This is a genomic window from Nocardia sp. NPDC005825 (assembly GCF_040630175.1).
GTDB lineage: Bacteria > Actinomycetota > Actinomycetes > Mycobacteriales > Mycobacteriaceae > Nocardia.
On the sequence record NZ_JBEXXC010000003.1, the window covers coordinates 672,459 to 694,060 of the forward strand.

The window sequence follows — 21,602 nt, forward strand, 5'->3', positions numbered from 1 at the left end:
TGCCTGTACTGCGGGGTCCGGTGCTGGTCAGGACGATGAAGCGAGGGTTGCGGGCGTGGATGGCGGGGCCGGGCGGGGCGATCACGCGGTCGAGGTTCGCCTCAGCACGATCGCCCGCGAGTGGGGACGGATCGGGTGCATCGGATTCGGCGGGCCGCCCACGCACATAGCGCTGCTGCGGCGGTTGTGCGTCGAGGAGCGGAAGTGGATCGCGCCCAACGAGTTCGAGGACGCGATCGCGGCGACGAATCTGCTACCCGGCCCGGCGTCCACGCAGCTCGCCATCTTCTCGGCCTGGCGGTTGCGGGGAACGGCCGGGGCGCTGGTGGGCGGGGTGTGCTTCATCGTGCCCGGTCTCGTGGTCATTCTGGCGTTGGCGGCGTTCTTCCTCGCCGGTGGCGTGCCACGTTGGGCGCTCGGCGCGGCGGCCGGTGCGGGGGCGGCCGTGGCGGCGGTGGCCGTCCATGCCGGCGTCGGGTTGGCGCCCGCGAGCTGGCAGCGCGCTGGATCGGAGCGGGCGTCCCGACTGCGCTGGATCGCTTACCTGGTGGTGGGCGCGCTCGCCGCGGCCGTGATCGGTCCGTGGCTGGTGCTCGTCCTCGTCGCCGCGGGTCTCCTGGAAGTTGTTGTCCGCACCGGCATTCCGGGTCGATCGACCTGGTCGGCGGCGCCGCTGCCGTTGGCGTTCGCCCTGCCCACCCTCGGCGGTCTCGCGGCCGTGAGCTGGGTCGCCTTCAAGGTCGGAGCCCTCTCCTACGGCGGCGGCTTCGTCATCATCCCGCTCATGCAGTCCGACGCGGTCACCCACTACCACTGGATGACCGACGCCCAATTCCTCAATGCCGTTGCCCTGGGCCAGATCACCCCGGGTCCGGTCGTGCAGACGGTCGCGGTGGTCGGCTACGCCGCCGCGGGCATTCCCGGCGGCCTGCTCGCCGCCCTGGTGGCCTTCACCCCGTCCTTCCTGTTCGTCGTCTTCGGCGGCCCCCGCTTCGATCAGCTCCGCGAAAACCCCCGAGTCCTGGCCTTTCTCGCGGGAGCGGGCCCGGCCGTCATCGGCGCCATCCTCGGCTCCGCCATCCCCCTCGCCCTGGCGCTGCAGCACGCCTGGCAGTTCGCCGTCCTGGCCGGGGCCGCCGTCTTCCTGCTGGCCGCCCGCCGTGGCGTGGTCACCACCCTCCTGACCGCCGCCGCCATCGGAATCGCCGCCGCCGCGGCAGGACTCCCGATTACCTGACCGCAAAGCAAAGGGCCGACGCGGATTCCGCGTCGGCCCTCTCTCCCTACCCCGGGCTCTCGTCCCCCTGGCCAGTCACGTTAGTGAAACGTTGTCATTTCCGAAGGCCCCCGCTTTCATGGGCGAAGGAACCGACGGGGATGACGGCCTGGGGTAACGAAGCCGGTCACAGGTCGGCGATGGCGGCCAGCGGGGGTGTGCGGGCGGCTCGGATAGCGGGCCACAAGGCGGCCAGCACGCCGACGAAACCGGAGGCCAGCAACATCAGGATGATCTGACCCCACGGCACGGCGATGGTCGCGATGCCGAGATCCTTCAGGGTGCTGAGGAATCCGATGCCGAGACCGATGCCGAGAATGACGCCGACCACCGCGCCGAAGATGGCGATCAGCATGGATTCCAGGTAGATGCTGCGGCGCACCTGCGGGCGTTGCATGCCGACCGCGCGGAGCATGCCGATCTCGCGGCGGCGTTCCACGACCGACAGGGCCAGCGTGTTGACGATGCCGAGGATGGCGATCACCACCGCCAGGGCCAGCAGGCCGTAGAGGATGGCCAGCAGGGTGTCGATCTGCTTGCCCTGCGCGCCCTTGAAGTCCTCGCGGTCCTGGACCTGGACGATCACATACTGCTCGGTGGCCTTCTCCAGGTTGGCGCGCATGGCCGGCAGGTCCGCTCCCGGCTGGGCGGCGACCAGGACCAGGAAGCTGCTCTGGTAGCTGACCGGCACGGTCCGGTCGTACAGGGACATGGAGGCCACCAGGTTCTGCAGCAGCTGGGTGTCCTTGTAGACGCCCGCCACGGTGACCGGGAACTTGCGGTAGTCCAGGCTGGTGATGTCGACGGTGTCGCCGAGATGCCAACCGTGGTCGGCCGCAAAGGTTTCCGAGACCATGATGTCGTCGGCGCCGAGCTGGTCGGTGCCTTCGCGCATGGTGTAGTCGAGCACCTTGGTCATCTGCCCCTCGGGCGCGGTGCCCAGCACCTGCTTGCCGTCGACCTTCAACGCCATCCCGTGGAAGGCCACCACATCCTTGACCTGCGGCACCTGGGCGACGGTGGCGGTGGCGGCGAGCGGTACGCCGATCAGGCCGCCGGGCGGGCCCGCCAGCATGTAGTCGGCCTTCACGCCGTGGTCGACCAGTTCGCTGATGCTGGCCTTGGCCGAGGACCCCAGCATGCCGATGGCGGACACCAGCATCAGGCCCAGCGTCAAGGCGAACGCGGTCGCCGCGGTGCGCCGCGGATTGCGAATCGCGTTGTTGCGCGCCATCCGTCCGACCGGGCCGAACGGCCGGGTCAGCACCCCGAGCGCCGACACCACCGGCCGCGACAGGGCGGGCGAGGCGAACAGCACCGCGAGAATCAGTGCGGCCGCGCCGATCCCGACCACCGAGGCGGCCGTCCCGCCGGTGCCGCGCGCGCCGAGCACCACCAGCACCACACCGGCCACCGCCAGCACCGCGCCGACAATGGTCCGCAGCCGCAACGACTCTCCGGACGAATTGGACTCCGACCGCATGGCCTCCACCGGCGGCACCTTGGCCGCCCGCCGCGCCGGGGCGTACGCGCTGAGCACCGTCACGACGGTGCCGACCACGAGCGCCACCACCACGGTCCGCGTTTCCAGCGCCATGGTCCCGGTCGGCAGCCCCAGCTTGAACGCGTTGAGCAGTCCGGACAATCCGAACGCCAGCCCGACGCCGGCGGCCAGACCCAGTGCGCTGCCGATCAATCCGACGATCAGCGACTCCCCCACCACCGACCGCGCGATCTGCTGCCGGCTCGCGCCGACCGCCCGCAGCAGCGCCAGCTCCCGCAGTCGCTGCGCCACCAGCATGGAGAAGGTGTTGTAGATGATGAACGTGCCCACCAGCAGCGCGATGGACCCGAACGCCAGCAGGAAGTAGTTGATGAACTTCAGCGCGTTGCCCAGCTGCGCCTTGAAGTCCTCGCGCACCTCATCGGCGTTCTGCACCTTGTACTCGGGCAGCGCCGCCTTGATCTCGTCGCGCAGATCGTCGGCCTTCATACCGGGCCGCGCCGCGACGTCCACCCACGCCACGTGCTTGCCGTCGGTGAACAGCTGCCGCGCCTGCGTGTCCTCGAACAGCAGCTGCACGAACCCACCGGTATTGGAGGAGCCGTCGATCTCGTAGATGCCGGACACGGTCACATCGATATTGCCCTTGGACGGCACCAGCACCTGGGTGCGATCGCCGACCTTCAAACCGGCCCGATCCGCGCCGCCGTTGTTGATGGAGATCTCACCCGGCTTGGCGGGCGGAACACCGTCGACGTACTTCTCCGGCTCGGCCACCGACTTCTCCGGCGGCAGATACGACTGCCCGAAAGCCGGTGCGCCACCGGTCTGTACGGCGTGCCCGTCCTTCAACAGGACCACCGGCCCGTTGACGCTGGGCGCGACGGTCCGGACCCCGTCCACCTGGGCAATCTTGGTCACCACGTCGTCCGGCACGCCGAGCGACTGCTGCCCCTTGGGCTGCACCCGCACGTCCACGCCCTTGGCCTGATTGGCGAAGATGCCGTCGAAGGTGCTCTGCAGGGTGTCGGTGAAGATGAACGACCCGGAGATGAAGGCGGTGCCGAGCACCACCGACAGCAGGGTCAGCACCAGCCGCACCTTGTGCGCGGCGAGATTGCGCAAGGCGACCTTGCGCATCGGGGAGCCTGCCATCAGAGCTCGTCCTCCCCGGCCGTCGTCTCCAGCGACTTCATCTTGTCCAGAATGGAATCCGCGGTGGGCTCGCGCAGCTCGTCCACGATCTGACCGTCGGCGAGGAACACCACCCGGTCGGCGTGCGAGGCCGCGCGCGGATCGTGGGTCACGATGACCACGGTCTGCCCGAACTCGTCGACCGCGGCGCGCAGGATGGACAGCACCTCACCGGAGGAGTGCGAGTCCAGGTTGCCGGTCGGCTCGTCGCCGAAGATGATGTCCGGCTTCCCGGCCAGCGCGCGGGCGCAGGCCACGCGCTGCTGCTGGCCGCCGGACAGTTCGGCGGGCCGGTGCGTCAGGCGGTCGTTCAGGCCGAGCCGCTTGGTCACCGTGGAGAGCCACTCCTCGTCGGGCTTGCGGCCCGCGATGTCCAGCGGCAGCGTGATGTTCTCCAGCGCGGTCAGGGTGGGGACCAGGTTGAACGCCTGGAACACGAAGCCGATCCGATCGCGGCGCAGGTTCGTCATCTGCTTGTCCGAGAGCCGGGTCAGATCGGTGTCACCGATGTGGACCGTGCCCGCGGTGGCCGCGTCGAGCCCGGCCAGGCAGTGCATGAGCGTCGACTTTCCGGAGCCCGAAGGGCCCATGATCGCGGTGAACTCCCCCTTCGCGAACTCGGCCGTGACCCCGGCGAGCGCGCGGACCTGTGTATCGCCGGAGCCGTAGACCTTCACCAGGTCGGTCGCGCGAGCCGCGACCGTGTCGGTGCCTGTGTCGAGAGTGACGGATTCCGAGACGTTCGAAGTCATGCTGTCCAGTGTGTCTAGCTTCGCGGGCGGATGCCATCCGGGATGTCCCTGATGGCCGTGTCCTCACGAAGTCCACACGAACGACCGGGTCGGAGCCTCAATTGATGGGGGCGGACCGCCACCAGTCCAGCAACTGGTCATCCGTGGCGAGGAAGCCGGTGCTGTACATGAGGAAGGCGTGCTTCGCGTCCTTACCGTCCTTGCCCTCCTTGGCGTGGAACTCCGTCACCAGCCGCGGGCGCAGCAGCGCACTACCGCTGATCTGGTAGTTCGTGTACTTCCCGCCGCGCACCTTGACCTCGGAACGGTTGTAGCCGGGCAGCGCGGCCAGCGCCTCCTCCAGCTCGGCGGTCGAGGAGTACATGACGAACCGGTACGCCGGATGGCCGACCCCGCCCGCGCAGTCCCAGGCCACCGACCAGTTACCCAGGTCCGGGTCCCCGGAACCGGAGTCCGGCGGCGGCGCGGAATGCTGGTAGGTCGTGCAGGCCGCGCCCTGGTAGCCGATGCCCGCATTGGTCTCGGCGGACGGGTCGGCGGGCGGCAGCATCTGCGGGAAGCGCTGGCTGAGCAGCTGCGCGTCCGCGCCCGCGTGCTCGGGGACCCCGGCGGGCTCGGTCGCCTCGGTCGGCGCGGGCGCCTCCTCGGTACTCGGCGCGGGCTCGGCGGTCGTGGTCGCGGGGGTGTTCGAGGTCGCGGCCCGGTCGATCACGGCCAGGCAACCCGCGATTCCCACCAGCGGCAGCACCACGATCGCGGCCGCGCCGATCAGGCAGCCGCGCAGCCTGGAACGCTTCTTGCGGGGCGCGGGAGGGGGCGGCGGCAGCGGACGCGGCGGCGTGGCCACCGGAGCCATCGCGGTGTACTGCATCGTCCGGCGCGCTCCCGGAACGGAATTCGGATCGCCGCCCGTCTGGGAGTTCAGCACCGCCGTGGGAGGCGGGCCGGACGGTCTCGGCGTCCCACCGTGCCCGAACTGCGCGGGCGCGAGGAACTGCGTCGCACCCGCCGGATTCTCCAGCGCGTCCTGCGCCGCGGAGGCGAACTCCCCGCACGAATCGAACCGTCCCTCAGGCTGTTTCGCGAGGGCCCGGGCCAGGACCGCGTCCAGGGCCACGGGGAGCCCCGGCCGCAGCGCGCTCGCCGGCGGCGGCGCTTGCTCGAGGTGACCACGGATGATGCCGACCGGATGTTCGGCGTCGAACGGCACGTTCCCGGTCAGCAGCCGGAACAGGGTGCAGGCCAGCGAATACTGGTCCGACCGCGGATCGAGCGGCTGACCCGAGAGCTGTTCGGGCGAGGCGTAGGTCAGCGTCGCGGTGAACGAGCCGGTCTGGGTGAGCTTGCTCGCGTCGTCGCGCAGCCGCGCGATACCGAAGTCGGCGAGGAAGACCCGTTCCTCGCCGTCCGCCCGTTCCAGCAGAATGTTGGCGGGCTTGACATCCCGGTGCAGCACCCCACGCTTGTGCGCGAAGTCCAGCGCCCGGGCGGTCTCGGCAATGATCCGGATCGCCTCGCGCGGCGGCAGATTCGCCGCGTCCAGCTGGGAGGCGTCCGGTCCGTCGACATACCGCATGGCGATCCATGGCTGTGCGTCGTCGATGCCCCGGTCGTAGATCGGCACGATGTTCGGGTGATCGAGCCGGGCGATCAGATCGCCCTCCCGCTCGAACCGGCCCCGGATCTCGGCATCGCCGAACAGCTCCCGGCCCAGCAGCTTGAGCGCGATCAGCCGAGGCAGGCGCGGGTGCCGGGCGAGGAACACCGCCCCCATCCCGCCACGCCCGAGCTCACGTTCGATCTCGTACCCGGCGAACAACTCCCCGCTGCGCAGCACAAGATCCCTTCCGACCGACTCTCCTTCGGTTCGCGAATCTACGTGCCCCGTGCGGGGGCTGTCATCCGCCCAGGTCAGGTCAGTTGATGGGGGCGCTCTTCCACCACTTGACGACGTCGTCGATGCTGCCGACCAGGCCGTCGGTGTACATGAGGTACTGGGTGCGGCCGGGGTCGGTGAAGGCGGTCACCATGCGCGGATGGCTGTCGTCGGTCATCTGGTAGTTGGTGTAGGTCTTGCCGCCGTTGGTGTCCTGGGTGGTGGTGTCGGCGGTCAGGCCCTTCACCACCGACTGCGCGGCGGCCGACGAGGAGTAGGCGAAGATGCGGTAGAAGGGGTCCTTGTTGTCGCTGCCGCCGTAGCAGCGCCACTGCACCTTCCAGTCGCCGAAGTCGGGGGTGCCGTCGGTGGCGTCGGAGGAGACCGGGGAGTCGGCCACCCAGCAGGTCGCGCCATTGAGGCCCTTGCCGCCGGTCTTGGTGGCGGGCAACAGCTTCGGGAACTCCTTGGCCGCGGCCGACCAGTCGATCGACTTGTCGCTCTTGGGGGCGGCGCCCGGCGACGTGGTGGCCGAGATCGTCGGCGACCCCAACTTGTCGTCGCCCGTCTTGCTGCCGATCGCCGCCAGCACCACGACCAGGACGATCAGCAGCACCACGGCCGCGGACACGATGCCGATGATGAGCCCGGCATTGGACTTCTTGGGCGGCATCGGCCCGGCGAGCGGCGCGATCGGCGGCCGCTGCTGCTGGCCCGGGCCCGCGTAGCCGTAAGCCGGGGGCTGCGTGTACTGGTTGGTGCCGTGACCGGTGTAGCTGCCGGTCACCGGCTTGGGCGGGACCGGATTGACCGGATTGACCTGTGTCGGAGCCGGATACGGCACCGCCGGGGTCGGCGGCGTGGTCTGCGGGCGCGCGGTCTGCATGGGGCCGCCGGTGACCGGCATCCCCGTCTGGTGCGCGCCGCCGGTCAGCGGATTGCCGGTCTGCATCGGCCCACCGGTCTGCATGGGCCCACCGGTCGGCATCGCGCCACCGGTGTACATGGGCATCCCGGTCTGCATGCCGCCACCGGTCAGCGGTGCGACCGGAGCCGGTCCCCCGGTGTAGGGCATGACCGGCATGGGCGGCGCGGTCCGGTTGACCAGCGGGATGGCGGGCGCGCTCGGATTCGCGAGCGCACTGCGCGCGGCGGCCGCGAAGTCGCTGCAACTGGCGAAACGGTCCTCGGGCCGCTTGGCCATGGCCTTGGCGATCACCATGTCCATGCTCGGCGGCAGTCCGGCCCGCGCGCTGCTCAGCGGCGGCGGCGGATTCTGCAGGTGCCCCTGGATGACCGCGGCCGGGTTGGTGGCGGAGAACGGCCCGGACCCGGTGAACAGCCAGAACAGCGTGCACGCCAGCGAGTACTGATCGGAGCGGCCGTCCAGCGCGGACCCGGTCAGCTGTTCGGGCGAGGCGTAGGCGAGGGTCGCGGTGAAGGTCCCGGTCTGGGTGAGGTGACCGCTGTCGTCGCGCAGCCGGGCGATGCCGAAGTCGGTCAGGTACACCCGCTCGCCCTTACCGCCGGTGGAACGGGCCAGCAGGATATTGGCGGGCTTCACGTCCCGGTGCAGCACCTCGTTGCGGTGCGCGTAGTCCAGGGCGTCGGCCATCTCGGCGACGATCTGCACGGCCCGCTCGGGCGGCAGGGTCTGCGGATTCACGCTGGCGGCGTCGATGCCGTCGATGTACTGCATGGAGATCCACAGCTGGCCGTCCTCGAGCCCACGGTCGTAGACGGTGACGATGTTGTGGTGGTCCAGCTGGGCGACCAGGTCGGCCTCGCGTTCGAAGCGGGCCCGGACCTCCTTGTCGAAGACCATCTCCCGATTCAGCAGCTTGAGCGCCGTCAGCCGGGGCAGCCGCGGGTGTTTGGCCAGGTACACCGAACCCATGCCACCCCGGCCGAGCTGCCGCTCGATGACATACTCAGCAAAAACGTCACCTTCGGACAGCATGACGATCTCCCACTTCCCACTCCACGCGCCGGGACCCACCAGCGTGCGGAGTACCACAGACGATCGGCGTGATCGTTAACGGGCCGATCCGGAAAACACCGAAACTGTAGCCGATCCGACCCGCGCCTCGCGCCGGGCCGGGCGCGCCGCGCGAACCTGCAGCGTTCGCCTGCAACGGTATTCACCTCCTCTGATCGGCCGGGCTTCGGAATTCCTACCGATCTATCTACGCACGACCCGCTAACGCAACACTCAACGTTTGCTTGTCGTCCCGGCCGGACCCGCCCTGGGCTGTCGGGGGTCGGGGATACGCTGGGCGTATGCGCATTGGAGCTCACGTCCGGACGGACAGCGACCCGATCGGCTTCGGCGAGCAGCTCGGGGCCGATGTCATCCAGATGTTCGTGGTGGATCCGCAGAGCTGGGACAAACCCAAACCCCACCCGCTGACCGAGCAGATCAAGGCCAGCGACATCGACGTGGTGGTGCACTCGTCGTATCAGATCAATGTGGCCAGCCTGAACAACCGGCTGCGCATGCCCTCGCGCAACGCGGTGGCCCAGCAGGCCAAGGCCGCCGCCGACCTGGGAGCGTTCGGCCTGGTGGTACACGGCGGGCACGTCCGCTCCGACGAGGAGATGGCGGAGGGATTCGTCAACTGGCGCAAGCTGTTCGAACGCCAGGCCGACAAGGGCGGGTTCGCGGTGCCGATCCTGATCGAGAACACGGCCGGCGGGAATCACGCCATGGCAAGGTATTTCGATGATATCGGGCGGCTGTGGGACGCAGTCGGCGAGTTCGGGGCCGGGTTCTGCCTGGACACCTGCCACGCCTGGGCGGGCGGTGAGGAACTGGTCGGGATCGTGGAACGGATCAAGGCCATCACCGGGCGCATCGACCTGGTGCACCTGAACTCCTCGCGCGACGCCTTCGACTCGGGCGCGGACCGGCACGCCAATTTCGCCGACGGCACCATCGATCCGCAGTTGCTGGCGGAGGTGTGCCGCACCGCGGACGCGCCGGTGATCCTGGAAACCCCCGCCGAGGGCGTGGCCGACGATCTGAAGTATCTGCGCGAACACCTGGGCTGAGCGCCCGCGGCGCCCGCCGTTGTCCTTTCGATCCCGCTGATCCTGAACCTGTTTCGGCGGCGTACCCGATGGTGTCCTGATCATGGCTCGAATCCGAGCCGGATTCCATCGGGCGAAAGGCATGGCATGTCCGTCGATTACGCAACTTCCACCCCCACGGTCGTGCAGCTGGGCAGCAGGATCGGTGCGCGCATCGACGGCGTCCGGCTCAGCGGCGACCTGGATTCGGTGACCGTGCAGGCCATCCAGGACGCGCTGCACAAGCACAAGGTGATCTTCTTCCGCGGCCAGGAGCATCTGACCGAGGACGGGCAGTACGAGTTCGCGCAGCTGCTGGGCGCGCCCACCACCCCGCACCCGACCGTCACCTCCAAGGGCGTCAAGACCCTGCCCATCGACTCCGAATACGGCCGCGCCAACAGCTGGCACACCGATGTCACCTTCGTCGACCGGGTGCCGAAGGCGTCCATCCTGCGCGCGGTGCACCTGCCGTCCTACGGCGGCTCCACCACCTGGGCCTCCACCGTGGCCGCCTACGACTCGCTGCCCGCGCCGCTGAAGGCGTTCGTCGAGAACCTGCGGGCCCGCCACACCAACGCCTACGACTACGCCGCCGACCGGACCGAGGTGGCGCGGGGCGAGAACGCGGAGGTGACCGCCAACATCAAGGCCTACCGCGAGGAATTCGAGTCCAGCTACTACGAGACCGAGCACCCGGTGGTGCGCGTGCACCCGGTGACCGGCGAACGCGCCCTGCTGCTCGGCCACTTCGTGAAGAACTTCGTCGGCTTCTCCGCCGCCGAATCCCAGGCCCTGTTCCAGCTCCTCCAGAACCGCGTCACCCGCCTGGAGAACACCACCCGCTGGAACTGGCAGCTCGGCGACGTCGCGATCTGGGACAACCGCGCCACCCAGCACTACGCCATCGACGACTACGACGGCCAGCCCCGCCGCCTCACCCGCATCACCCTGGCCGGCGACGTCCCGGTCGACGTGCACGGTGACCCCAGCACCATCATCACCGGCAACGCCGAGCACTACTCGATCATCGAGGAAGTCACGCCCCGAGCCGCCTGAAACCCGGCATGGAGCACCGCGATTCGGGCCCCATGGGGGTGCTGCCACTCACCCGCCACCGCCCGTCTCGCGGACCGACACGACTCGATGCCATGGGGCGCGTGCCACACGTACACCCCGCGCCCCATGGCGAGGCCGGTGCGACGACACCAACCTCTCTCTTGCCGTCGCACCGGCCTTTGTCATGTCCGTCGGCGGATGCCGTTCCCATCGACTTCGCCGGATTCGCGCGAACCCCATCGTGCAGACTGTGGGCATGGAGATTCGGCCGCTCGACGGCGTTCGGGTTCTGGAGTTGGGTAATTACGTGGCCGCGCCGACGGCCGGGCGGATACTCGGGGACTTCGGGGCCGAGGTGATCAAGGTCGAGCGACCGGAAACCGGTGACGAGCTGCGGAATTGGCGACTGTACGGCGGGGATACCTCGATGCTGTACCGGACGGTCAACCGGAACAAGAAGTCGATCACGCTGGATCTGCGCACCGAGGCCGGGCGCGGGATCGTGCTCGATCTCATCAAGCGGTGCGATGTGCTGCTGGAGAACTTCCGGCCGGGAATGCTCGAGAAGTGGGGACTCGGGCCCGAGGTGCTGAACGCGGCGAATCCGGATCTGGTCATCACGCGGATCTCCGCCTACGGGCAGACCGGGCCGCTGTCGCGGCGGCCGGGATTCGCGGCGGTGGCCGAGGCGGTCGGCGGGCTGCGGGAACTCGTGGGCGATCCGGATCGGCCGCCGGTGCGGGTCGGCGTGTCCATCGGCGATTCCATCGCGGGCATCTACGCCGCCTTCGGCACCGTCATGGCCCTGTTCCAGCGGGAACGGGTGCAGCGGGTTCCATTGGAGCAGCGCATCATCGACGTGGCGCTGAACGAGTCCATCCTCTCGGTGATGGAATCGCTGGTGCCCGACTATCTGGCCTACGGCATCAATCGCGAGCGGGTCGGCGGGCGGATGGAGGGCATCGCGCCCAGCAACGCCTACCCGACCAGCGACGGCTACAGCATCATCATCGGCGGCAACGGCGATGCCATCTTCCAGCGCTACATGCAGGTCATCGACCGCCCGGACCTGGCCGCCGACCCCGAGTTGCAGGACAACGCGGGCCGCTGGCGCAACCGCGATCGGCTCGACGCCTCGATCGCCGAATGGACGCGCCTGCGCACCCGCGAGGAAGCGCTGCAGGTGCTGGAGGCGGCCGCCATCCCGTGCGGGCCCATCTACACCGCCGCCGACATCGTCGCCGACGAGCAGTACAAGGCGCGCAATATGATCCAGCCCTTCCCGGTGGACGTGGGCGAGCCGGAGCCCAAGGAAGTCGGTTTCCCCGGGATTGTTCCCGTGATCGGCGGGCAGTCGCTGCCCATCCGCAACGTCGGCCCGGACCTCGGCGAGCACACCCGCGAGGTGCTGTCCGAGCTGCTCGGCCTGACCGACGCCGAGATCGATGCCCTGGAGGCGAAGTCATGACCCTGCGCGATGTCACGCTGCGCGACGGCCTGCAGCTCACCGGGAAGGTGCTGCCCACCGAACGCAAGGTCCAGATCGCCCGGCAGCTGCTGGCCGCGGGCGTGCCGGAGCTGGAGATCGGTTCCATGGCGCGCCCGGATCTGGTGCCGCCCATGGCCAATACCCTCGAACTGGTCGAGCGGCTGACCCCCGAGGAGCTGGAACGCTGCTGGGTGTGGGTGGCCACGCCGCGGCACGTCGCCAAGGCCGCCGAGGCCGGCGTGCGCAACTTCCAGTACTGCTTCTCGGTGTCGGACGCGCACAACAAGGCCAATATCGGCCGCACTACCGAGGACAGCCTGGCCGCCATGCCGGAGGCGGTCCGGTACGCGCACGAGGCGGGCGGCCGCATCCAGCTCTGTCTGGCAACGGCTTTCACCTGCCCGTTCGACGGGCCGGTGGATCCGGCGCGGGTGCTGGCCATCGCGGCCGATCCGCGCGCGGAGGGCGCCTCGGACATCGTGATCGCCGATACCCTCGGGCAAGCGCATCCGGGTCAGGTTGGCGCACTGGTGGCTTCGGTGGCGGCGACCGGGCGCTGGGGAACTCCGGAGCACCGCATCGTCTTCCACGGGCACGACACCTGGGGTATGGGGGTGGCCAATTCGCTGGCGGCGCTGGCCGCGGGCGCGGGCGTGGTGGACGGTTCGCTGGGCGGGCTGGGCGGCTGCCCGTTCGCACCGGGCGCCTCCGGGAACACCTCGAGCGAGGATCTATTGTTCGCGACCCGGCCGGAATGGTTCACCCCGTCCGTATTGTCGGAGTTGGTGCGCATTTCCGAGGATTTGCTGAAAGAACTCGGCGAACCGAATCGATCCCGGACTATCGAAGGCGCGAACTCGGAAGCCACGGCTTTCGAGTGGACAATTACCAACCGGAATTGATTCGCTAGAAATTAGCTATCGTGCGCGTCGGCGCGAATCTTGAGCAGGATCAGACCTGCGGTACAGGCCAGGATCAAACCCGCGACGGTGATCTCCACGCGCAGTCCGGCAATACCGAGAATCGCGCCGGTGAGGCCGCCGAGAAAGAACACCCAGGCGGCGATACGAGCCAGGAGCGCCGGCACCCGCGGCGTCGGAGGGGCCGCAGGCTCTCCGGAGCGCGCCGACGCGCGCAACAGAGATGTCGAGAATGCACCCATCATCCACTCCTCGGTGACGCCCGCCGGGTTCGCGAATCTTCGGCGCGCCCCTCGGCTAATTTCGAGCGTCTCTTGTGTAACTTTGGACACACATTACGGCCCGGCAACGGAAAGTCCATGCGACACGTATGCAAAACGCGTCGAGTTTACTAATTCGATATCTGAATCACCGCTGTTTGAGATATTTTCGAGGCCGCTGAAATACCCCAGGCGGGTCCTCGGATCGAACCGACCACCCGCCTGGCCGATGCCCATCGCCTCCGTTAGGGTGAGCCCACTCGATACGAATCAGGAGTGCCACCCATGGACGGCAGCAACGCCCGCGCGGACGACCACGCGGTCACCCCGTGGCGTCGCCTGCCCAAGCCCGTGGTGTACGCCGCGGCCGCGGTCGGCACGGTCTCGGCGGGTCTCATCCTGCTCGGCGCATGCGGTCTCGGCCACACCGACACCTATGTCGCGCCGCCGCCGATCAACGCGGATCTGCAAGCGGCCCCGGTGACTTCGGCCAAGAGCGGCGTCTCCGCGACTCCGGCCATCGTCATCCCGCCGTCCCCGACCTGGCGGGTGGCCGCCGATCAGCCGTCGCGGCGCGCCCCCATCTCCACCGTCACCGGCACCCCGGAGGATCCGGCCGACCCGAGCAATACCCGCTCGACCCCGGCCCGCCCGACCACCACCACCCGGCCGACGACGACCGAATCCAGCCGGACCACAACGGAATCCCCGCGCACCACCACCGAGGCGCCGGTCACCGCCCGCCCGGAGACCACGCAGCCCGCCAGCGCCTCGCCCACGGACCACGCGGCGTCGGACACCTCCGACAACTAGCCGGACGCCGCGGACGACCGGCCGCTACCAGTCCCCGTCCTCGACGGGCTTGCCCTGCTTGTCGCCCAGCTGATGCACCTGACCGGGTGCCGGCGGATGCCAGGGTTCGTGGTCGTCGCCCAGCCAGTCACCGACCGGGACCACAGTCGCGAGCGGGTCGGCGGGCGCGAGATCGGTTGCGTCCGAATCGAAGTAGTCGAACCAGGGTAGGCCCGCGGCGGTGTACGCCGCGCGGTCGACCGGCGACGGCGGCGCGGCTTCGCCGGTGATGCGCCGCCAGTCGGGCGGGGTCACCAGGTGCACGAAGACGCGGCCCGAGCGCTCGGTGGACCAATCCGCCAGGGGCCGTTCGTCTTTGTAGATCTGCTGCCGCATGGTGCCGCCGACGCCCAGTCCCATGGCGGTGGCGCGCGGCGCCCCGGCCGGATGACCGCCCGGGGCGGGCGGTGCGCCGTAGGCCGGAGCCGCGGCCGGGGGCGGCAGAGCGCCGGGGGCTCCGGCCAGGAAGGCGGAACCCGACTTGCGGTAACGCCGGCGGGATTCCCGCTCGCGACGCTCCTCCTCGGCCTTGCGCCAGCGCGCGAGCTCGAGATCGTTCAGCGCGAAGTTCTGCAGTTGAATCCCGCCCCAGGTCTCCTCCCCGGTGACCTGCCCCTCCACGGTCGCGCCCAATCCCAGTGGCACCGCGACGAATTGCCGGATGGTGCCCTTCCCGGAATTGATGCCGTCCAGCCACGGCTGCCGGGGCAGCACCACGTAGTTCTGCGGATCGCGATCGAGCCGGGCGCTCCACGGCTTCCCCGACACCGCGCACACCTTGCCCACGCCGATCTGCAGTGCCGCGGGCTCCTTCGCGGAGAACGACAGCCACATGGCCTCGCGCAGATACATGGGCAGCATGACGCCGCCGCGTTCGGCCCATTCCGGCGGCACCGAGGCGGCGTAGTCCGCCACCCGCCGCACCGGGAACTCGCCGAGCCCGGGCGGCAAGGGATGCGTCCCCTGCTCGGGCAGTCTCAGCGTGCGGATGAACCGCACCCCCACCTCACCGGGCAACACCAGAGTGTTCCCGTCCAGCCGTACGGCGTCTCCTCCCATGCTCCGACCCTACGCCCGCCAATCCGATTGCCGACACCGGAATTTCACCTTCGCACCCCGGACCGGACATGAAAGCGCCCCGCTCGAGGCTCGAGCGGGGCGCGTTCAGGGGGCTTACGGTCAGAACTCCACGAGGCTGTACTCGCCGACCCGATCGCTGAGCACCCGCAGGTGCTCCAGGTCGCCGCCCAGGGTGCGGGCGATGGCGGTGAGCCGGGCGACATAGTGGCTCACCGGGTATTCGGTGGTGATGCCGATGCCGCCGTGCATCTGGATCGACTCCTGCCCGATGTGCCGGGCCGAGCGGCCGACCTGCAGCCGCGCCCGCGACGCCGCGACCCGGTCCGCGGAGCCGTCGGCCACCGCCGCGGTCGCGTACAGGCTCATGGAGCGGGCCAGTTCCAGCGAGACGTACATGTTCGCGGCCCGCTGGGTCAGCGTCTGGAACTTCGAGAGCGTGACCCCGAACTGCTTGCGCGTCTTCAGGTAATCGGTGGTGAGCCGCATCGACTCCTCCATCGCGCCCAGCGATTCCGCGCACAGGCTCGCCTGCGCCGCCACCGTGACCGCGTCGATCACCGGCTGGGCGTCGCCGCCGTCGCCGAGGCGTTCGGCTGCCGCGGAGGCGAATTCGAGCTGCGCGCCACGCCGCCCGTCGAAGGTGCGGAACGGCGTGCGGGTGACGCCCTCGGCGTCGGCGGCGAGCAGGAACAGCCCGACTCCCCCGCCGGGCAGGGCGGCGCTGACCACCAGCTGATCGGCGCAGTCACCGTGCGGCACCGGGTTCTTGACGCCGGTGATCCGGTACCCGTCCCCGTCCGGCACCGCGGTGGTGGCCGGATCGGCGGCGGGCCAGCGAGAGCCGGGCTCGTCGTGCGCGAAGGCCAGCAGCGTCTCCCCGCCCGCGAGCGCGGGCAGCACGCGCTGCCGCTGGTCGGCGGTGCCCGCGCGGGCGATCAGCCCGCCGGGGACCAGCACGGCGTCGAGATAGGGTTCGGGCGCGTTGCGGCGGCCGATCTCCTCCATGACGACCATGGTCTCGACCGGGCCCGCGCCCACGCCGCCGTCCTCCTCGTCGAAAGGCAGTCCGAGGACGCCCAATTCGGCCAGCTGCCGCCACACGTCGCGGTTCCAGCCGAGTTCGGTGTCGATGACCTTCAGGCGCGTCTCCGGGTCGTAGGCGCGGCCCAGCAGGTCCCGGACCGTATCGCGCAGCATGACCTGTTCATCGGTGAGTTCGAAATCCATGGCGGCGGCTCACAATCCGAGGATGGTGGAGGCGATGATGGTGCGCTGCACCTCGCTGGAGCCTCCGTAGATGGTGGTCTTGCGGTAGTTGAGGTACCCGGGGCCGCTGCGCTGCGCCCAGCCGGGCGAGGCGATGTCGGCGGCGTTCACCGGCAACGCGTCCGGACCGGCGATCTCCAGCAGCAGTTCGGTGGCGGCCTGCTGCAGCTCCGAACCGCGCAGCTTCAGCACCGAGGAGGCCGGATTCGGCTTGCCGTCACTGGAATTCGAGATCACCCGCATCAGGGTGAGCTCCAGGGCCAGCAGCTCGTTCTCGATCTCGGCCACCCGGGCGGCGAAGACCGGATCCTCGAGCAGCGTGCCGTTGCCCGAACGGATCTGCGCCGCATGCTCTTTCGCGACGCCCAACTTGACCTTGGTGCGGCCCACGCCGGTGATGCCGGTGCGCTCGTTGCCGAGCAGGAACTTGGCGTAGGTCCAGCCCATGTTCTCCTCGCCGACCAGCTGGTCGGCCGGGACCCGGACGTTCTCGAAGAAGACCTCGTTGACCTCGTGGTGGCCGTCGATCAGCTTGATCGGGCGGATGGTGACGCCCGGGGTGTTCACGTCGAACAGCAGCATCGAGATGCCGGCCTGCTTCTTGGCGTTCGGATCGGTGCGGACCAGGCAGAAGATCCAGTCGGCGTACTGGGCCAGGGTGGTCCAGATCTTCTGGCCGTTGACGATGTAGGAGTCGCCGTCGCGGACCGCCGTGGTGCGCAGCGAGGCCAGGTCCGAACCCGCGTCGGGCTCGGAAAAGCCCTGGCACCACCAGATGTCGAGGTTGGCCGTCGGCGGCAGGAAGCGCTGCTTGAGCTCCTCGGAGCCGAACTGGGCGATGACCGGGCCGATCATCTGGGCGTTGAAGGTGAGCGGCTCCGGCACCGACGCCAGCTGCATCTCGTCTTCCCAGATGTGCAGCTGCATGGGCGAGAAGTCGCGGCCACCCCATTGCACCGGCCACTTGGGCACGGCCAGGTGGTTCTCGTTGAGGATGCGGTGGGTGGTGACGATGTCATCGCGAGAGAGCTCGAGACCGTACTTGACGCGGTCACGGATCTCCGCCGGGATCTTGGTCCGGTAGAACTCGCGCAGTTCGTCCCGGAATGTCACCTCATCGGGTGAAAGGGCCAGCTTCATTGCTTCTCCCGAGCGTCGCTGTGATGTCGCCATCAAACCTACCCCCCGGTAACGATCGGATTGTCACCCGGATCACACCGACGGGACGGCTCGGCGGCACCGGGACCGACCTGAACTGGTAGGTTGCCCGAGAACCCCACACCCGCAACGCAGGAGCAGCCAGAGTGAACGGCAGCACGCTTTTCCGGCGCACCGCGGCCATCGCCGCGCTCACCACCGCCACGGCCCTGGGCACCACCACGGCCACTGCCGATCAGCCCCGCACTCCCGCCGAGACCGGCGTCGAACAGCTCGCCCACGCCGTCGGCGACGATGTCGCGGGCAAGACCGCGGTCGCCGACATCGCCAAGGCCGCCCAGCTGGTCGCCGCCGCGAAGCTGGAAAGCGTTCAGTTCACGCCGTTCTCGTACCTGGCCCCCACCCTGGGCTGCGGCTTCAACATGCCGTTCAGCCTCACCTCGGCCACCGCCGTCACCGGCATCGCGGGCCCGGCCGCCACGGTGTCGCTGCCCGCCGGCAATGTCAGCTTCCAGGTCATGGCCCAGCAGAACGGCTTCCCTCTGGCCTCCGGACTGACCGTCGCCTGGCTGAACGTGAACAACGGCCGCAGCGGCATCGTCCCCCTCGACGACCACACCGAGTACAGCCTCCCGACGCTGTCCAAGACCGTCGAGACCGGCCCGGGCACCATCATCGCCTCGCTCTGGGGCACCATCGACTACCCCAACGCCCGCTGCGTCGTCCTCCCGACCGTCGGCCTCTCGACCGTCCCGGACGCCCCCGTGGTTCAGGCCACCCCGCCCGCCACCACCCCGGCGGCCCCCGACGTCTCCGGCGCGACCCCCTCGACCACCCCGGCCGCGCCGACCACTCCCGCGCAGACCCCGGCCGACAACTCCGGCTCCGGCAGCGCCCCGGCCTAGCCACTCACCGAAAACGCAACGCCCGCATCCATTCCGGATGCGGGCGTCGTCGTTTCGCGCGCTAGGTCAGAAGCGCGGCTTGCGCCGGTGCTGTTCCGGGCGCTTGCCCTCGCGCCGCGGGGCGCGGCTCATGGAGCGCTGTCCGGGCGGGCCGCCGTCCAGGGTGAGCTCGATGAGCTGACCACTGATCCGGGTGCGGCTCAACGCGTTCAGCGTTTCCTTGGACAGGTCGGCGGGCAGCTCCACCAGCGAGTGGTCCGGGCGGATGCTGATGTGCCCGAAGTCGCTGCGGCGCAGGCCGCCCTCGTTGGCGATGGCGCCGACGATCGCGCCCGGCGCGACCTTGTGGCGCTTGCCGACCGAGATCCGGTAGGTGACCAGTTCCGCGCCGGTCTGACGGTGCCGGGACGGACCGCTGGGCTCCCGGCGTTCGCGGGGGCCGCGTTCGCGGTCGTCGAAGGAACGGGGGGCACGCTCACGGCGCTCGCGCGGGGCGGGCTCCGGGTCGGGCTCCATGAAGAAGTTGTCGCCGTCGTGGCCGCCGACCGCCAGCGCCGCCGCGATGTCCACCAGCGGGATGTTGTGCTCGCGCTCGTAGTCCTCGATGAGCTTGCGGAACAGCGGCAGGTTGTCCGAGGCCAGGTTGTCGGTGATGGCGTCGTGGAACTTGGTGACGCGCTGCGCGTTCACGTCCTCGACGCTGGGCAGCTGCATCTCGGTGACCTGCTGGCGGGTGGCGCGCTCGATGGCGTCGAGCAGCCGGCGCTCGCGCGGGGCCACGAACAGCAGGGCGGTACCGGTGCGGCCGGCGCGACCGGTACGGCCGATGCGGTGCACGTAGGACTCGGTGTCGTGCGGGATGTCGTAGTTGACGACGTGCGAGATGCGTTCCACGTCCAGGCCGCGGGCGGCGACGTCGGTGGCGACCAGGATGTCGAGCACGCCCGACTTGAGCTGGCCGATGGTGCGCTCACGCTGCGCCTGGGCGATGTCGCCGTTGATGGCCGCCGCGGAATAGCCACGCGCGCGCAACTTCTCGGCCAGCTCCTCGGTGGCCTGCTTGGTGCGCACGAACATGATGATGGCCTCGAAGGGCTCCACCTCGAGGATGCGGGTCAGCGCGTCCAGCTTGCGCTGATGCGACACCTGCACCCAGCGCTGGGTGATGTTGGTGTTGGTGGAGGTCTTGGTCTTGACCGTGATCTCGACCGGATCCTTCAGGTACTGCTTGGAGATCTTGCGGATCACCGTCGGCATGGTGGCCGAGAACAGCGCGACCTGCTTCTCCGCGGGCGTGTCCCGCAGGATGCGCTCGACGTCCTCCTGGAAGCCCATCTTGAGCATCTCGTCGGCCTCGTCGAGCACCAGGTACTGCAGCTCCGACAGGTCGAGCGTGCCGCGCTCCAGGTGATCGATGACGCGACCCGGGGTGCCGACCACCACCTGGGCGCCGCGCCGCAGCCCCGACAGCTGCACCGCGTAGTTCTGACCACCGTAGATCGGCAGCACATGCGTTCCGGGCATATGGGTGGCGTACCGGCCGAACGCCTCCGCTACCTGGATCGCCAGCTCTCGAGTCGGGGCCAGCACCAGCGCCTTGGGCGCCTTGCCCGCCCCGTGCATGCCCTGCAGCACCGGGATGGCGAAGGCCGCCGTCTTACCGGTACCGGTCTGGGCGAGACCCACCACGTCATGGCCGTCCAACAGCGGCGGAATCGTCGCCGCCTGGATGGGCGACGGCGATTCGTAGCCGACATCGGCGATGGCCCGCAGAATGCGGTCATCGAGCCCGAGATCGGCGAAGGACGGGCCGGAAACGTCCCTCTCGTCGTCAGTGGGAACGCTGTCGGCCGGTGAGGTGCTCATTGCCATGGATTTTACTGCCTGCTAGCTGCGGGCTTGACCATCGGGTGAATACCCTGGGAGTCGTGCAACCGGACAACCCGCCCGCGCCCGCCCTCCCGACGCCCTCGAGTCCGGTTTCCGGACTCGGAAATACCGAAGCCGCGCCCGCCCACAACTATGTCGCCGGGACCCTGGCCTCGCCTGATGCGGCCAGCTCGGGAGCCGTGGCGGCGGCCGTCCCCGAGCCCGGCGCCGCGGCCCGGCAGCAGGCCGGCACCGCGCCCGCGGGGTCGGTGGACGTGGCGGTGGTGCAGTTCGATCCGCACACCGACACCGTGGCCAATCTCACCGCCCTGCGCGCCGAGGTCAAAGCGGCCAGCGAACTCGGAGCGAAGGTGGTGGTGGCCCCCGAGTACGCGATGTTCGCCACCAAGCGCCTCGACGAGCGGGTGCTGGCCGCCGCGGAGCCGCTCACCGGAGAGTTCGTCACCGGATTACGTGGCGTGGCAGCCGAATTCGGTGTGCACGTGGTCGCCGGCGTGGTCGAGGCCGGGGGCCCGGACCAGCCCGCCGGGCACATCTACAACACCCTCGTCGCCGCCTCCCCCGACGCCGAGTTCGCCGCGGTGTACCGAAAAGTTCATCTCTACGACGCTTTCGGCTCCCGCGAATCCGACCTGCTCATCCCCGGCCCGCTCGACCAGTCCCAGACCTTCACCGTCGACGGCGTCGTATTCGGCATGCAGACCTGCTTCGACCTGCGCTTCCCCGAGGGCATTCGCCGCCTGGCCGCCGCCGGCGCGCACACCCTGTTGCTGCCCGCGCAGTGGATTCCCGGCCCCGGCAAGGTCGATCAGTGGACCACCCTGCTGCGGGCCCGGGCCATCGAGAACACCATGTACGTCGCCGCCGCCGACCAGGCCGCACCGCGCGGCTCCGGCGCCTCCATGATCATCGCTCCCACCGGCGCGGTGCTGGCCGAACTCGGCGACCAGCCCGGCATCGCCACCGCCCGCGTCGACCTGACGCACCTGGGCGAGGTCCGGGCCACCAACCCCAGCCTGGCGCTGCGCCGGTACACCATCCACGGCGAATGA

17 protein-coding genes are annotated in these 21,602 nt (G+C 69.5%); 8 read left to right on the top strand and 9 right to left on the bottom strand.

Translation table 11 applies throughout. The features are described 5' to 3' along the window. Positions 1–55: 55 nt before the first annotated feature. The gene (gene chrA, locus ABZ382_RS11935; protein WP_357087166.1) at positions 56–1,237 is read left to right on the top strand and encodes a chromate efflux transporter; all 1,182 of its coding nucleotides are present in this window, start codon (positions 56–58) and stop codon (positions 1,235–1,237) included. Between the two features lie 166 nt (positions 1,238–1,403). Here chrA and ABZ382_RS11940 read toward each other — a convergent pair whose 3' ends face one another. From ABZ382_RS11940 to ABZ382_RS11955, 4 genes are all read right to left on the bottom strand, one after another. After that, positions 1,404–3,935: an FtsX-like permease family protein gene (locus ABZ382_RS11940; RefSeq protein ID WP_357087168.1), complete on the bottom strand. Its 2,532-nt coding sequence runs from the start codon at positions 3,933–3,935 to the stop codon at positions 1,404–1,406. Further along, the gene (locus ABZ382_RS11945) at positions 3,935–4,726 is read right to left on the bottom strand and encodes an ABC transporter ATP-binding protein (RefSeq protein ID WP_357087170.1); all 792 of its coding nucleotides are present in this window, start codon (positions 4,724–4,726) and stop codon (positions 3,935–3,937) included. The genes ABZ382_RS11940 and ABZ382_RS11945 overlap by 1 nt, the downstream gene beginning before the upstream one ends. A gap of 97 nt (positions 4,727–4,823) precedes the next feature. Beyond that, entirely contained in the window at positions 4,824–6,563 is a 1,740-nt protein-coding gene (locus ABZ382_RS11950) for a protein kinase (RefSeq protein ID WP_357087173.1), read from the bottom strand. Positions 6,564–6,642: 79 nt separating this feature from the next. Continuing rightward, positions 6,643–8,562: a protein kinase gene (locus ABZ382_RS11955; RefSeq protein ID WP_357087174.1), complete on the bottom strand. Its 1,920-nt coding sequence runs from the start codon at positions 8,560–8,562 to the stop codon at positions 6,643–6,645. Between the two features lie 320 nt (positions 8,563–8,882). Here ABZ382_RS11955 and ABZ382_RS11960 point away from each other — a divergent pair, with 320 nt between their 5' ends. The 4 genes from ABZ382_RS11960 (at position 8,883) to ABZ382_RS11975 (ending at position 13,121) form a co-directional block, all read left to right on the top strand. After that, the gene (locus ABZ382_RS11960; protein WP_357087175.1) at positions 8,883–9,653 is read left to right on the top strand and encodes a deoxyribonuclease IV; all 771 of its coding nucleotides are present in this window, start codon (positions 8,883–8,885) and stop codon (positions 9,651–9,653) included. A 126-nt stretch (positions 9,654–9,779) separates the two neighbouring features. Beyond that, positions 9,780–10,730: a TauD/TfdA family dioxygenase gene (locus tag ABZ382_RS11965; protein ID WP_357087178.1), complete on the top strand. Its 951-nt coding sequence runs from the start codon at positions 9,780–9,782 to the stop codon at positions 10,728–10,730. A 256-nt stretch (positions 10,731–10,986) separates the two neighbouring features. Next, positions 10,987–12,198, top strand: coding sequence for a CaiB/BaiF CoA-transferase family protein (locus tag ABZ382_RS11970; protein WP_357087180.1), 1,212 nt, complete (start codon positions 10,987–10,989; stop codon positions 12,196–12,198). After that, positions 12,195–13,121 carry a hydroxymethylglutaryl-CoA lyase gene (locus ABZ382_RS11975; protein ID WP_357087183.1) on the top strand — a complete coding sequence of 309 codons (927 nt, stop codon included), beginning with the start codon at positions 12,195–12,197 and terminating at the stop codon, positions 13,119–13,121. The genes ABZ382_RS11970 and ABZ382_RS11975 overlap by 4 nt, the downstream gene beginning before the upstream one ends. Positions 13,122–13,132: 11 nt before the next feature. On the opposite strand, the gene ABZ382_RS11980 is transcribed toward ABZ382_RS11975, so the two are convergent. Then, complete coding sequence (locus tag ABZ382_RS11980; protein ID WP_357087186.1) at positions 13,133–13,381, bottom strand: hypothetical protein; 249 nt, start codon at positions 13,379–13,381, stop codon at positions 13,133–13,135. A gap of 303 nt (positions 13,382–13,684) precedes the next feature. Here ABZ382_RS11980 and ABZ382_RS11985 point away from each other — a divergent pair, with 303 nt between their 5' ends. Then, entirely contained in the window at positions 13,685–14,212 is a 528-nt protein-coding gene (locus ABZ382_RS11985; RefSeq protein WP_357087189.1) for a hypothetical protein, read from the top strand. Between the two features lie 24 nt (positions 14,213–14,236). Here ABZ382_RS11985 and ABZ382_RS11990 read toward each other — a convergent pair whose 3' ends face one another. From ABZ382_RS11990 to ABZ382_RS12000, 3 genes are all read right to left on the bottom strand, one after another. Further along, positions 14,237–15,310 carry a hypothetical protein gene (locus ABZ382_RS11990; RefSeq protein WP_357087191.1) on the bottom strand — a complete coding sequence of 358 codons (1,074 nt, stop codon included), beginning with the start codon at positions 15,308–15,310 and terminating at the stop codon, positions 14,237–14,239. Between the two features lie 120 nt (positions 15,311–15,430). Further along, positions 15,431–16,558, bottom strand: coding sequence for an acyl-CoA dehydrogenase family protein (locus tag ABZ382_RS11995; protein ID WP_357087193.1), 1,128 nt, complete (start codon positions 16,556–16,558; stop codon positions 15,431–15,433). Between the two features lie 9 nt (positions 16,559–16,567). After that, positions 16,568–17,737: an acyl-CoA dehydrogenase family protein gene (locus ABZ382_RS12000; protein ID WP_357087196.1), complete on the bottom strand. Its 1,170-nt coding sequence runs from the start codon at positions 17,735–17,737 to the stop codon at positions 16,568–16,570. A gap of 164 nt (positions 17,738–17,901) precedes the next feature. On the opposite strand from ABZ382_RS12000, the gene ABZ382_RS12005 reads away from it, so the two are divergent. Then, positions 17,902–18,660 carry a hypothetical protein gene (locus tag ABZ382_RS12005; protein WP_357087199.1) on the top strand — a complete coding sequence of 253 codons (759 nt, stop codon included), beginning with the start codon at positions 17,902–17,904 and terminating at the stop codon, positions 18,658–18,660. A 66-nt stretch (positions 18,661–18,726) separates the two neighbouring features. On the opposite strand, the gene ABZ382_RS12010 is transcribed toward ABZ382_RS12005, so the two are convergent. Continuing rightward, complete coding sequence (locus ABZ382_RS12010) at positions 18,727–20,526, bottom strand: DEAD/DEAH box helicase (protein WP_357087201.1); 1,800 nt, start codon at positions 20,524–20,526, stop codon at positions 18,727–18,729. Between the two features lie 272 nt (positions 20,527–20,798). On the opposite strand from ABZ382_RS12010, the gene ABZ382_RS12015 reads away from it, so the two are divergent. Further along, a complete protein-coding gene (locus tag ABZ382_RS12015; RefSeq protein WP_357087369.1) occupies positions 20,799–21,602 on the top strand; it encodes a carbon-nitrogen hydrolase family protein in 804 nt (267 codons plus the stop codon).